The organism is Janthinobacterium sp. 1_2014MBL_MicDiv (assembly GCF_001865675.1).
Taxonomy (GTDB): domain Bacteria; phylum Pseudomonadota; class Gammaproteobacteria; order Burkholderiales; family Burkholderiaceae_D; genus Janthinobacterium.
Genome location: NZ_CP011319.1, coordinates 4994236 through 5007783 on the forward strand (window position 1 = coordinate 4994236; position 13548 = coordinate 5007783).

Consider the following 13548-nt stretch of genomic DNA (forward strand, 5'->3'; position numbering starts at 1 on the left):
CGGCGTCAAATAATGGCAAAAATCGTCTGAATTCGCGGCGTGCCGGCACGCCCGACTGGCGCGCGCCTGCATCCTTGCGCTTGCGTCCGCACGGCAGCTCCCTTACCATCGTCCGGGAGAGCGCGCACTGCCCGGCAGCATTATCGCCGGCGGCACAATTTTACCGCATCCCCCGCCGTTCACAGCCAAGTTAACGACGAACCTGACACGAAGTACCTACCGAAACCGCCACCATGAGCCACACGCCCCTGATCTCAGCCTCCCGATTCCACCAGCGCTGGCTCAATGCCGCCCCCGAACGCGCCGCGCAGCTGGCCGAACTGGTGCGCGCACCGCTGGACGGGCTGGACTTTGCCGCCGCGCTGGCCGCCCAGGCCGACGCCGCCACGCCGCCACTGCCGGCCGAACGGGCCATGCGCCGCCTGCGCAACTTGCTGGTCTGCGGCTTGATCGAGCGCGACCTGGACGGCCAGGCCGACTTGCACGAAGTCGTCACGGCCATGACGGGCTTTGCCGACTTCGCCATCCGCACGCATGTGGACGCCATCATGGCCGAGATGGTGGCCCTGCACGGCATGCCCGTCGGCGAAGAGTCGGGCCAGGAGCAGGAGTTGATGGTGTTGGCGATGGGCAAGCAAGGCGGCGGCGAGCTCAACGTTTCATCCGATATCGACCTGATCTTTGTGTATCCCGAGGATGGCGACACGCAAGCGACCATGCCGGGCCAGCGCAGCCTGTCCAACCACGAGTTTTTCATTCGCATGGGCAAGAAGCTGATCGCCGCCCTGGCCGAGATCACGCAGGACGGCTTTACCTTCCGCGTCGACATGGCGCTGCGCCCGAACGGCAACTCGGGGCCGCTGGCCGCCAGCCTGGGCATGGTCGAGCAATACCTGATCGTGCAGGGACGCGAATGGGAGCGCTACGCCTGGGTCAAGGCGCGCGCCGTGACGGGCAAGCCGGACGATATCGCCGCGCTCGACGCCATCGTGCGCCCCTTCGTCTTCCGCCGCTACCTCGATTTCGGCGTCATCGACGCCATCCGCACCATGCACGGCCAGATCCGCGCCGAGGTCAACCGCCAGGAACGCTTGCATCCCGACCGCAGCAACAACGTCAAGCTGGGGCGCGGCGGCATCCGCGAAATCGAATTCCTCGCGCAAGTTTTCCAGCTGATACGCGGCGGACGCGATGCCGAGCTGCGCGAACGTTCCACGCGCGCCACCCTGCGCACGGTGGCGGAAAAAGGCTTGCTGGAACCAGCCATCGTGGAACAGTTGCTAAATTCCTACACTTTCCTGCGCAACCTCGAGCACCGGCTGCAGTATCTTGACGATGCGCAAACCCACACCCTGCCCGCCAGCGAGGCCGACCGCCTGACCGTGGCGCAGATGATGGGCCTGCCCGACACGCCCACCCTGCTGGCCCAGCTGGAAGCGCACCGCGTATTTGTCGCCGGCCAGTTCGACGAGATGTTCAGCGACAAGAGCAGCGGCGCGGCGCCAGCCGACACGGGCATCGACCCGCAAACGTCGAACGAGTGCGCCGCCTCCGACCAGCAGGAAGCCATCGAGGCGCGCTTTGCCGCCCTGGGCTTCCATGAGCCGGCCGCCTGCGCGCGACGCCTGCTGGCCACGTGGCAGGCGCCGCGCCTGCAATCGTTGCCCGAGGCGAGCCGCACGCGCCTCGTCGCCCTCGTCAATTCCGCCCTGCCCCTGATCACCGATTGCTCCGTTTCCAACGGCAACGCCAGCCAGCTGGCCACCCTGGGCCGGCTGCTCGATTTCCTGGAAGCCATCGCGCGCCGCTCCGCCTATCTGTCGCTGCTGACGGAATACCCGCATACGCTCGAGCGCGTCGTGCGCATGGTATGCGCCAGCGGCTGGGCCGCCACCTTCCTCACGCAGCACCCGATCCTGCTCGACGAGCTGCTCGACGAGCGCATCCGCAACACGGTGCCCGACCCGGCCGCGCTGGCGCTGGACTTGCAGCGCCAGCTCGACGACGCGCCCGGCGACACGGAGCGGCAAATGGATATCCTGCGTGAAATGCACCACGCGCAGCTGTTCCAGTGCCTGGCGCAAGACCTGGCCGGCGACCTCAGCGTGGAAAAACTGGCCGACTACCTGTCGCAGCTGGCCGACATCATCGTCGCCGCCACCGTGCAAGCCGTCTGGCAAACCTTGCCAACGCGTCACCGCGAGGTGCCGAAGTTCGCCGTCATCGCATATGGCAAGCTGGGCGGCAAGGAACTCGGCTATGTCTCCGACCTCGACGTCATCTTCCTGTTCGACGACGACGACCAGGAAGCGCCCGGCCTGTACGCCAAGCTGGCGCAGCGTTTCATCACATGGATGACCTCGCACACTTCGGCCGGCATCCTGTTCGACATCGACATCGCCCTGCGCCCCGACGGCGCCTCGGGCATGCTGGTCTCGAGCGTGCAGGCATTCGAGCGCTACCAGAGCAGCGCCGCCTGGGTGTGGGAACACCAGGCCCTCACGCGCGCGCGCTTCTGCGCCGGCGACGCCACCATCGGCAAGCACTTTGAACGCATCCGCGACACGATCCTGCGCAAGGAAAGGCCGGAAAACGGCCCGCTCAAGGGCGAAGTGGTGGCCATGCGCAAGAAAATGCTCGATGCACACCCTCCCCGCCCCGGCAACTTCGACTTGAAGCAGGATCCGGGCGGCATGATCGACATCGAGTTCATGGTGCAATACCTGGTGCTCCAGCATGCGGCGCAGTATCCGCAGCTGACGGCCAACTCGGGCAATATCGCCCTGCTGCGCCTGTGCGGCGAGCTGGGACTGATCGACGCCCGGCTGGCCGCGGCTGTCGCCGACGCCTACCGCGCGCTGCGCAAACTGCAGCACCAGCTGCGCCTGCAGGGCCAGGACCTGGCCCGCGTCGAGCCGGAACGCGTGCGCGTGCATGCGGACAACGTGATGCGCCTGTGGCAAGCCATGTTTGGCGCCGCGGCCTGAGGCTGGCCCGCGCATGCCGCTACGCTACCTGTCCCGCCTGAGCGGATCGGCGCGCGACACGCAAGCCAACCTGCAACTGGGCTGCGTGCTGGCGCTGGTGGCCGGCGCCGTGAATGCGGGCGGTTTCCTCGCCATCGGCGGCTATACCTCGCACATGACGGGCATCGTCTCGGGCATGGCGGACGACTTGGCGCTGGGCAACGTGACGGTGGCGCTGGCCGCGCTGGGCGCCTGGCTGGCCTTCGTCAGCGGTGCCGCCGTCACGGCCATCATGGTGAACTGGGGCAAGCGACGCCGGCTGCACAGCCAGTTTGCCGCCAGCCTGCTGCTGGAAGCGGCCCTGTTATTGCTGTTCGGCCTGGCAGGCAATTACCTGGCGACCATGCCGGACGTGCTGGGCCCTGTCACCATCTTGCTGCTGTGCTTTGTCATGGGCTTGCAGAATGCCATCATCACCAAGATCTCGGGCGCCGTCATCCGCACCACGCACGTGACGGGCCTGTCGACCGATATCGGCATCGAACTGGGCAAGATGGCGTATTACAACCGGCGGGAACTGCCGGACCGGGTCGTCAAGGTCAACCGCGGCAAGCTGAAAACGCACAGCCTGCTGATCAGCTGTTTCTTCCTCGGCGGCGTCAGCGGCGCGCTGGCCTTCAAGCACATCGGCTTTCCCGCCGCCACCATCGTCCTTGCCGGCGTGCTGATGTTGCTCTCCGGCGTGCCCGTGCTGCGCGACCTGCGCCTGCTGTGGCGCTTTTACCGGCGCCACCTGCACGCCTGGCGTTAGCAGGAATATTTTTCTTTATGGCAATCAATCACTGATTTTAATGCTAAGATTTTTCTGCGCTGGGCAAGCGGATCAAGCCTGCCATGGCGGCCTTTTGATTCGACACCCTACCGTTGTCCAATTCTGAAAGCGAGAAACATGATTTCCATTAAAAGAGCCCTGTTTGTCTTTGCCATCGCCGTCGGCGCCGCCGCCTCATTCTCCAGCACGGCCGCCGTGCGCGCGTGGGTGCCGTCGGAAAGCTGCGACTACATCCTCAACATGTGCTACCAGGGCGTCGAAGCATCGTGCGAACAGTGGCGCAACCAGTGCGAGCCCAGGGAATAGGCAGGCGACAGACGAAAAAAAACGCCCGCGAGGGCGTTTTTTGATGGACAGCCAGAAATTACTTGGCCGACATCAGGGCAACGGTGGTGTCGAGCATGCGGTTCGAGAAACCCCACTCATTGTCGTACCACGACGATACCTTGACCAGACGGCCCGACACTTTGGTCAGGGTCGAGTCGAAGTTCGACGACGCCGGGTTGTGGTTGAAGTCGATCGATACCAGCGGTTCGGTCTGGTACGTCAGGATGCCTTCCAGGGCGCCTTCCGAAGCGGACTTCATCAGCGCATTGACTTCTTCCACCGTCGTGTCGCGCTTGGCGATGAAGGACAGGTCGACCAGCGACACGTTGATGGTCGGCACGCGGATGGCGAAGCCGTCCAGCTTGCCATTCAGCTCAGGCAGCACCAGGCCGACGGCGGCAGCAGCGCCGGTCTTGGTCGGGATCATGCTCATGGTGGCCGAACGGGCGCGGCGCAGGTCTTCATGCATCACGTCGGACAGCACCTGGTCGTTGGTGTAGGCGTGCACGGTGGTCATCAGGCCCGTTTCGATGCCGATGGCGTCGTTCAGCGGCTTGACCAGCGGTGCCAGGCAGTTGGTGGTGCACGAGGCGTTGGAAATGACGGTGTCCGTCGATTTCAGCACCGAGTGGTTGACGCCGAAGACGACGGTGGCGTCCACGTCCTTGCCGCCTGGCGCGGAGATGATGACTTTTTTCGCGCCGCCCTTCAGGTGGGCCGATGCTTTTTCTTTGGTTGTGAAGAAGCCCGTGCACTCGAGCACGACGTCCACGCCCAGCTCGCCCCATGGGATTTCAGCCGGATTGCGCTGTGCAAACACGCGGATCGGATCGCCGTTCACGATCATGTTGTCGCCTTCGACGGTGACCGTGCCCGGGAACTTGCCGTGCGCGGTGTCGTAGCGGGTCAGGTGGGCGTTCGATTTGGCATCGCCCAGGTCGTTGATGGCAACGATCTGGATATCCTGTTTCTTGCCGCCTTCGTAGAAAGCGCGCAACACATTACGGCCGATGCGGCCGTAGCCATTGATTGCAACTTTGATCGTCATACTCTGCTCCTGATTGAATAGAAAGTACTTAGCACATTAAAAAATCTGCTCGCCGCCGCGCCCATCTGCGGGACGCTGGCGGCGGAAACGAGTAGGTCGCCCGACCAACCGTAGCGAATGGCAGCGATCTGTGGCCGGGAAGCGGAACGGTGCTTGAGCACAGTGAGCATCGGAGGCCGCACATCGCGACGCGCAGTCGGTTTGGTCAGGTGATCTTAGCCGGCGATGACGGCCTTGACCTTGGCTACGACATTGTCGACCGTGAAGCCGAAATGCTTGAACAGCACGCCGGCAGGGGCCGATTCGCCGAAGGTGTCGATACCGACGACGGCGCCTTCCAGGCCCACGTATTTGTACCAGAAGCTGGTCACGCCCGCCTCGATGGCCACGCGCGGCACGCCCTTCGTCAGCACGCCGGCCTTGTAGGCGGCGTCCTGGCGGTCATACACGTCGGTCGACGGCATCGACACCACGCGTACATTGATGCCTTCGGCAGCCAGCGCGCTGGCGGCGGCGACAGCCAGTTCCACTTCGGAACCGGTGGCGATCAGGATCGCCTTGGCGTCGGCCACGTCGTTCAGCACATAGCCGCCGCGGTAGATGTTCTCGATCTGTTCGGCGCTACGCTCCTGGTACGGCAGATTCTGGCGCGAGAAGATCAGCGTCGACGGGCCGTCCTTGCGGCGCACGGCGGCACCCCAGGCAGCGGCCGACTCGACGGTGTCGCATGGACGCCAGTTGTCCAGGTTCGGGATCAAGCGCATCGACGAGACGTGCTCGACCGATTGGTGCGTCGGGCCGTCTTCGCCCAGGCCGATCGAGTCGTGGGTGAACACGAAGATCGAACGCAGCTTCATCAGGGCAGCCATGCGCAGCGCATTGCGGCTGTAGTCGGAGAACGTCAGGAACGTGGCGCCGAACGGGATGTAGCCGCCGTGCAGGGTGATGCCGTTCATGATGGCGCTCATGCCGAATTCGCGCACGCCATAATTGATGTGGTTGCCAGGCTGGCCCGAACGCACGGCCACGCACTCTTTCCAGTTGGTCAGGTTCGAACCGGTCAGGTCGGCCGAACCGCCGAGGAATTCCGGCAGCGACGACGCCAGCGCCTGGATGGCGTTCTGGCTGGCCTTGCGGGTGGCGATGTTTTCTTTCTTCTCGACGCAGGAAGCGATGGCGGCCGACAGCGCCGTTTCAAACGCGGCCGGCAAGTCGCCCTGCATGCGGCGGGTCAGTTCGGCCGCTTGCTGCGGGAATTCGCGGCTGTAGGCAACGAAACGCTCGTTCCAGTCCGCTTCCAGCAGGGCGCCTTGCTGCTTGGCATCCCAGGCCGCGTACACGTCGGCCGGCATCTCGAACGGTGCGGCATCCCAGCCGATGTATTCGCGCACGGCGGCGATTTCCTTGTCGCCCAGCGCGGCGCCGTGGACCTTGTCGCCGCCCTGCAGGTTCGGCGAACCCTTGCCGATGATGGTCTTGCAGCAGATCAAGGTTGGTTTCGACGCGGTCTTGGCGGCGGCGATGGCTGCAGCCACGGCGGCAACATCGTGGCCGTCGACGGCGCGGATGACGTTCCAGCCGTACGCTTCGAAGCGCGCCGGGGTATCGTCCGTGAACCAGCCTTCCACTTTACCGTCGATGGAAATGCCGTTGTCGTCGTACAGGGCGATCAGCTTGTTCAAGCCCAGGGTGCCGGCCAGCGCGCACACTTCATGCGAAATACCTTCCATCAAGCAACCATCGCCGACGAAGGCGTAGGTGTAGTGGTTGACGATATCGTGGCCAGGCTTGTTGAATTCAGCGGCCAGCAACTGCTCCGACAGGGCCATGCCGACGGCGTTGGCGATACCCTGGCCCAGCGGGCCGGTGGTCGTTTCCACGCCGGGCGTGATGTCGACTTCCGGGTGGCCCGGGGTTTTCGAATGCATCTGGCGGAATGCCTTGATGTCGTCCATCGACAGGTCGTAGCCGGTCAGGTGCAGCAGCGCATAGTGCAGCATCGAGCCGTGGCCGTTGGACAACAGGAAACGGTCGCGGTTCTGCCATTTTGGATTCGCCGGATTGTGGCGATAATGACCACTCCACAAGGCAACTGCGATCTCGGCCATGCCCATCGGCATGCCTGGATGGCCGGAATTGGCCTTTTGTACAGCGTCCATTGCCAGTGCGCGGATCGCATTGGCCATTTTGGTAGTCGGGAGCGTAGTTGTCATGGTGGTGTGGTCAGTCGCGAGTTTGGGATTCGTTTGCAGCAGCGCAGACAAGGAAGCCGGCTGCTTTCTGTAGTCAACTATTTTACCAGACTGGGGGGCCGCAAATTAGAATTGCGGCGTACTGGCCAGCCAACTCGCTATACTTTACTGTCTTTTTACCCCACTTTCATCCCCGTTGAGGATTTGCATGCCGCGTTTTTTCTGCCCCCAGCCGCTCGTCGCCGGCACCACCGTCTCCCTGCCTGAGGCCGTCGCCCACCATATCCAGGTCGTGCGCCTGGCGCCGGGCGACCTGATCACCCTCTTCAATGGCGAAGGCGGTGAAGTGCAGGCCAGCCTGGCGAGCATCGCCAAGCGCAGCGTGACGGCCGACATCCAGGCACACGTGGCGCGCGAGGCGGAACTGCCGTATGCGGTGACCCTGGCGCAGGCGCTGCCGGAAGCGTCGAAGATGGACTGGATCATCGAAAAAGCCATCGAGCTGGGTGCGGCCGGCATCGTGCCGCTGTCGGCGCAGCGCTGCGTGGTGCGCCTGTCCGCCGAACGGGCCGAGAAAAAACTGGCTCATTGGCAAGGAATCATCGTCTCCGCCTCGGAACAGTGTGGCCGCAACCGCCTGGCGCAGCTGGCACCGTTACAGGATTTCAATAGCTGGAGCAGCCAGCAGGATTTACATAAGCGCATCATCCTGACGCCGCGCGCAGACCAGTCGCTGGCCGAGTGGGCGCGTCACCAGCCGCCGCAGGCGATTACGGTGATGGTGGGACCGGAAGGCGGATTTTCGGCAGCGGAAGAAAAAGCCGCGCTGGCCGCCGGCGCCATCGGCCTGTCCATGGGCCCGCGCATCCTGCGCACGGAAACGGCGGGCCTGACGGCGCTGGCGACGCTGGCCGCATTATGGAGCGGGATGTAGGAAAAACGCGGCCAGGCAGGCCTGCGCCATGCGCGGCTGCCCCCTCCAGTCCAGGCTACATGAGCGACCAGGCCAAATGGCACTGACTGCATTACCTGGCCGAGACGGCCAGGCAAAAAAAACCGCTGGCTTGCGCCAGCGGTTTTTTTCTTTTCCCCACCTGCCGTGAAACACGGCAAGGGGTAAAAACAAGTCAATTAAAACTTGTAGTTGTACTCGGCGGTCAGACGTACGGAACGCGGTGCGGTGTAGCTGATAACGCGGCCGTAAGTTGGGCTGACGTTCAACGAGCTGTCCACGTTGTACGTTTCGTCCAGGGTCTGCACGGTTTGCTTGTTGAGTACGTTAAATACGTCAACTTTCAATGCCAGGCCTTTCAACAGCTGCGGACGGTAGGACAGGTTCATGTCCAAACGCGTATCCCAAGGCAGGGTGCCGCGGGAACCGCGTGGTGCTGCAGCGCCATCGCAATAGAAGTACACCGAGCCGTAGTCAACTTCGCCAGGAACGTTAGGGTTCCAGCCGAAGCAGTTCTTCGGACGACCCGAAGCCAGCAAGGCATTCGCGCCGACAGTCCACTCAGGGTTCAGTTCATAGAAACCGAAGGCCTTGATTTGGTGCTCGCGGTTATTTGGCAGCAAGCCGTTGGCGCCAACCATCAACTCTGGATTATCCCAGGTCGACGTTGCAGCAACGTCGGTTTGGGCATTGTCCGAACGGGTTTGACCTTCGGTATTACCTTTGCTACGCGACCACGTGTAGTTCACACGGCCATACCAGCCATCACGCATCGGATGCTCGGCAAACAGATCGATTGCCGTGTACGTACGTTTCGCATCGTCAAAGCCCAGTTGAGCCTTGGTCAGGTGAACTTTCGTGTAGTTGCTGCGGGTGCCAGCATAGTCGACCAGGAAGGTGTTGTCTTTGCCTGGGTTGAACGATGCGCACGAGAAGCCGGAGAAGTTCGACGTATCGATCTTGTTGTCGACAGCGTAAGCGTCGATCAGACGGGTATCGCAGTAGTCATCGATGGTGGCTTTCAATTTACGATAAGTGACTTTCGCGCCAAAGTTCAGGCTAGGCGAAAACGCTTTTTCGAAACCGACAGTCAACTCATCCTGGTAGGTTGCCTTGATATCCTGGGCAACAACGGTTTTTGGATCCTTGTATTGACCCAGTTCGTTGTTGACCGAGTATACCGGCGCCAGCGATTGCAGGCCCGTAGGCTGACCGTACGCGTCGGTACCCGTGTAGGTGTAGCCTTCACGCGTCAGCGTCGAACGGCTGCCGCCGCGAACCGCGAGGTGGGTCGGGATTTGCAGCGCGTAACGACCGGCGCTACCGAACACTTTCAACGATGCATCACCGTTGACGTCCCATGCCGCGGCAAAGCGTGGCGAGACCATGTTCTTCACTTCCAGGAAGGTGTCGCCGTCGCCGTTGACGTTTTTGAAGCCTTCGTTACGAATGCCCAAGGTCAGCAACAGGTCCTTCGTGGTTTGCCAGCGGTCTTCCAGGTATTGTGCGCTTTGCTCGGAACGGGCATCGGTCACGCTGGAGAACAGGCGTTTGCTGACCCAGTAACCCTGGGAAGCCAGCAGGCCAGGATTGTTCGAGGTCTTCACGGTGCTGCCACCCAGCTGCAGCGGCACGGTACCGTCGCCGACGCCGTTTTTACGGGTTTGGCCGTATACCCAGATACCGCCGCCGCCATAGATTTCACCGACGTTGGTCGAGGTCAGCTTGTTGTCATCCAGACCGCCGCGGATGGTGTGGTTGCCAATCTTGTATTCCAGATCCAGACGGGAAGACTTGATCTTGCTGGCCGAGTTGTTGGCAGCAACGGCGCCGTTCAGGGTTTGCGGGCTGCTGTAGTTCAGGCCAGGCGCGCGCACGTTGCTCGCTGCGCTGATCTGGAACAGGTCCGCTGGTGCGGTGCCGATCGGATCATAAACAGCCGAGTTTGGCGTTTTGCTTTGACCATACAGGGCATTGACCGTCAGGTTGTCGGTCAGGTTACCCGTGTAGCGAAGAATTTGCGTTTCTGCACCAACCGATGGCGAGAAGTCTTCGCTGTTCTTGTAGTGCTGCGATGCGGTCTTCGCAAGACGACGGCTGTTCGTATAGTCGTAGCCATACAATTGACGGTCGGTCTTCGCTTCATCGCCCATGAACGTCATTTCCAGGCGGTGATTGTCCGTGATATTCCAGTCAAACTTGGCCAGATAGCGGTCGATCGTGTGCTGGTTCGATTGCCAGCCGGTGGTGGCATTCGATGCCGAGGTACGGGTACCCAGTGCGGCGTCGGTATCGAGATTGCGCGATTCAAACGCGGCAAACATGAACAGTTTGTCCTTGATGATCGGGCCGCCTACGTAGGCGCCATACGTCTTTTCCGAGCGCGAGCTATCGCTGCGACGCAGGTACAAGGTATTGTCGGTCGCCGCGTTCGACGCTGCGCCCGTGTTCGGGTAGTAGTAGTCTTTTGGCGTCGAGCGCAGGCCGTTAGGTTCGATGGCTACCTGGGCACCGAATTCCCAGGTGTTGGTGCCGCTCTTCGTCGTGACGTTGACCACGCCGCCAACCGAACGGCCAAACTCGGCGCCGAAGCCACCGGTCAGGATCTGTGCCTGGGCGATCGCGCCAAATGGCAGTTCCGAAGCACCCAACTGTGTCAGTGGGTTGGTAACAGGGAAACCGTTGATGTAGTACGCATTTTCCGAAGCGCCGCCGCCGCCGAACGATGCGCCGGCAGAGTAACGGGAGTCGGCACGCGTCGTGTTAGGCGCCAGCTGAATGATCGCGGCAACGTTTTGGGCGATAGGCAGTTTCGCCAGTTCTTTGGCGGTAAACGTCGCGCCATTGTTCGAGCTCGACACGTCGATACGGCTACGACGGCCGGTAACCTGCACTGCCTGTACCGCGCTGCTGGCGAACGATGCATCAACGCCCTGGCCCACGATCACATCGGTTTCGACGGTGTTGACAGTCTTGCCGTCACGTACCAAGTCAATCTTGTAGTGGCCAGGAGCCATGCCCGATGCAAAATAGCGGCCCGCGCTATCGACCGCAACGGTACGTTTGGTGCCCGTACCAATATTATGCAAGACAACGGAAGCGCCAGCAGCTGCGCCGTCAACCGTACCGTAGATATTACCGGCAGCGTTAGATTGCGCCATTGCGGCAGGAACGACAGCTGCAGTCATCGCGGTCGCACTAAATGCAATCGCCAATGCACGCACTAAGACAGTTTTTCTAAACATGTGATTTCCTAATTATAGTTAAGCTTTTCTCGTGGATCAGCTTGGATAGAATGCATACAACAAATCACGGTCAATATTATTTTAAGTCCCGATTTTCCCCACTCCCGTCATTTTATGACAGGTCATATAGTCCGATAGCCGGTCCCCTAGCTAGCTGACTAGACAACATATGGAAACATATGCAAAGCTTAACTGTCAACAAAGAGAACGGAATGGTGCGCAGAAACAACAAACCTGCACAAAAAAGGTCAGGAAAAATAAACGCGTCCAAAAATGGTGCGGCAATGCACAATTTTGATGCGTGGAAAAGGCATAAAAACGCATATGCAAATGCGCTTTTTTGAGCTTGGCTAGCTCTTGTATAGTGAGGAAAAGCGGGGGCTGCGGCGGAGGGGCGGTGTTATGTGCAAGTGCGCAAATAGTGGCCGTCTACCCGTCATGCAGCACCCGACGCCTGGCGGATCGGGTGAACACTGACGGGTAGCGGACGCAATGCGCCGACGGCGATCATATGGCCAAATATTTCTTTTTGGGAATATGATTCAAAATTGACATATTATCATTGCGATAATTATTTCTTTTTATACGCAATACTTTTCATATCTTTCAGGTGACGCAGGTTTCTCGATTCCTGGTCATTATCATTTTCCAGCTTTAACAGCTGGGCTTTATGTTGTTCATTGCTGTTAGAAACAAATTCTTCCGTATCCTTTTTCCAGCGAATATTATCGGCGATGATTACATCCGCCACCGTCTGGCCATCACTTGCTATTCCTTGATAGGTTTTCGAAATCAGCGCGTCGGCCCTGACGAATTCCTCGTTATTCATCAGTTTGATGATATCGGGCGGAATCGTATTCGTTACCGGCATCGCCGCATTCAAATTCTTCACGAAACGTCCGTAGCAATCCACCCAGGCATTGACGGCGGCATTAACCGAATTAATTTCCTCATTTTTAGTCGATACCTTGGGAATTACAGGCTGGGTGCAATTAAATTTGCCATAGGCGGCAGCGGCGCCATCGAAGTTGGTCGTGTAATAAGCGATATCGGCCTTGCGGGCGCTGCGCTGCTGCACCAGTTCAAGCGATGCCGCCGCTTCCGGGTTGCCGCTGGCAGCGGCCTGCTTGAGCCAGTGCCTCGCCTGTGCAGCGTCCTCTGTCGTCCCTTCGCCAAAGCCATACATTTCACCGAGCTGCAATTGCGCGGCACTGTTGCCCTGATTGGCCAATTTCGTGAACTTCTGGAACGCCGTTGAAAAATCCTTCGCTTCCCATGCCTTCTGAGCATCAGCAAGCTCATCTGCATATGCAGCCCCGAATGCCATCATTAAGCAAAAGCTGAGTGTTATTTTTTTCATCTTGACGTCCACTAGGAAGTTGATCGGGATAAAAGATTTTTAGCTGGCGAGCCGGCCTCCCCACGAAGCCAGTAGCAGTTTCCAGAAGGAAAAATCAAGCCAGACACGAGCATTAATCCTAGCTCAGAAATATGCGCTCCGCAATTAGTAAGTTTGATAAAAGGATCACATTTTGCGACACTGTTAAATAAAAAAGACAACATTATCGATACGACAGGTTCGACAGCCGGATCTCCGTGCGCCAGCGGCACTATCGGCAGGCGCAGCAAAAAAACGCCACACTTCACCTCGTTTTGTTAACTATTTATATTGTTTTCACACAAGCCCACTGTCCATGGCAGCCCAACGATGACAGCAGCACCATGCATGACGCCCGACCGGATGGCCGCGAACCGCCTGCCATCGCCGAGACACTCTGCAAATGGCGGCGCTAAGGGTAAAATAGCGTCTGGACCGCGCGTTCCCCTCCCTGGCAAAATCTTGCCGTACCGATGCAATGTGAAACCGAGAAGAAAAATCTGTGCGTCAGCACGGCTGCGTATCCGCCGGCGACGGCTTGCAAGGGGCGACAGGCTTTGTCAGGCAGTCCGCGCGTGCTTTATTCATGGGGCCTAAATAGCCCCCCA

8 protein-coding genes are annotated in these 13548 nt (G+C 60.2%); 4 read left to right on the forward strand and 4 right to left on the reverse strand.

The genetic code is table 11. From position 1 onward, the window contains the following. The first annotated feature begins 233 nt into the window (after window positions 1-233). The 3 genes from glnE (at window position 234) to YQ44_RS21560 (ending at window position 4104) form a co-directional block, all read left to right on the forward strand. On the forward strand, window positions 234-2987 hold the full coding sequence (gene glnE / locus YQ44_RS21550) for a bifunctional [glutamate--ammonia ligase]-adenylyl-L-tyrosine phosphorylase/[glutamate--ammonia-ligase] adenylyltransferase (RefSeq protein ID WP_071325142.1): 2754 nt from the start codon (window positions 234-236) through the stop codon (window positions 2985-2987). Between the two features lie 13 nt (window positions 2988-3000). After that, on the forward strand, window positions 3001-3777 hold the full coding sequence (locus tag YQ44_RS21555; protein ID WP_071326666.1) for a YoaK family protein: 777 nt from the start codon (window positions 3001-3003) through the stop codon (window positions 3775-3777). Window positions 3778-3915: 138 nt separating this feature from the next. Further along, the gene (locus YQ44_RS21560) at window positions 3916-4104 is read left to right on the forward strand and encodes a hypothetical protein (RefSeq protein WP_071325143.1); all 189 of its coding nucleotides are present in this window, start codon (window positions 3916-3918) and stop codon (window positions 4102-4104) included. Between the two features lie 58 nt (window positions 4105-4162). Here the strand turns inward: YQ44_RS21560 and gap are convergent, their stop codons facing one another. Next, entirely contained in the window at window positions 4163-5173 is a 1011-nt protein-coding gene (gap, locus tag YQ44_RS21565) for a type I glyceraldehyde-3-phosphate dehydrogenase (RefSeq protein ID WP_046685413.1), read from the reverse strand. Window positions 5174-5388: 215 nt separating this feature from the next. After that, window positions 5389-7386 carry a transketolase gene (gene tkt, locus YQ44_RS21570; protein WP_071325144.1) on the reverse strand — a complete coding sequence of 666 codons (1998 nt, stop codon included), beginning with the start codon at window positions 7384-7386 and terminating at the stop codon, window positions 5389-5391. 187 nt (window positions 7387-7573) lie between these two features. Here tkt and YQ44_RS21575 point away from each other — a divergent pair, with 187 nt between their 5' ends. Continuing rightward, entirely contained in the window at window positions 7574-8299 is a 726-nt protein-coding gene (locus YQ44_RS21575; protein ID WP_071325145.1) for a 16S rRNA (uracil(1498)-N(3))-methyltransferase, read from the forward strand. A gap of 197 nt (window positions 8300-8496) precedes the next feature. Here YQ44_RS21575 and YQ44_RS21580 read toward each other — a convergent pair whose 3' ends face one another. Next, window positions 8497-11562, reverse strand: coding sequence for a TonB-dependent receptor (locus tag YQ44_RS21580; protein ID WP_071325146.1), 3066 nt, complete (start codon window positions 11560-11562; stop codon window positions 8497-8499). Between the two features lie 571 nt (window positions 11563-12133). Then, complete coding sequence (locus tag YQ44_RS21585) at window positions 12134-12922, reverse strand: tetratricopeptide repeat protein (protein WP_156894951.1); 789 nt, start codon at window positions 12920-12922, stop codon at window positions 12134-12136. Between the last annotated feature and the right edge of the window lie 626 nt (window positions 12923-13548).

Coding starts and splice junctions, on each gene's coding strand:
- glnE (WP_071325142.1), top strand. CDS start 234: ATGAGCCACACGCCCCTGATCTCAGCCTCCCGATTCCACCAGCGCTGG.
- YQ44_RS21555 (WP_071326666.1), top strand. CDS start 3,001: ATGCCGCTACGCTACCTGTCCCGCCTGAGCGGATCGGCGCGCGACACG.
- YQ44_RS21560 (WP_071325143.1), top strand. CDS start 3,916: ATGATTTCCATTAAAAGAGCCCTGTTTGTCTTTGCCATCGCCGTCGGC.
- gap (WP_046685413.1), bottom strand. CDS start 5,173: ATGACGATCAAAGTTGCAATCAATGGCTACGGCCGCATCGGCCGTAAT.
- tkt (WP_071325144.1), bottom strand. CDS start 7,386: ATGACAACTACGCTCCCGACTACCAAAATGGCCAATGCGATCCGCGCA.
- YQ44_RS21575 (WP_071325145.1), top strand. CDS start 7,574: ATGCCGCGTTTTTTCTGCCCCCAGCCGCTCGTCGCCGGCACCACCGTC.
- YQ44_RS21580 (WP_071325146.1), bottom strand. CDS start 11,562: ATGTTTAGAAAAACTGTCTTAGTGCGTGCATTGGCGATTGCATTTAGT.
- YQ44_RS21585 (WP_156894951.1), bottom strand. CDS start 12,922: ATGAAAAAAATAACACTCAGCTTTTGCTTAATGATGGCATTCGGGGCT.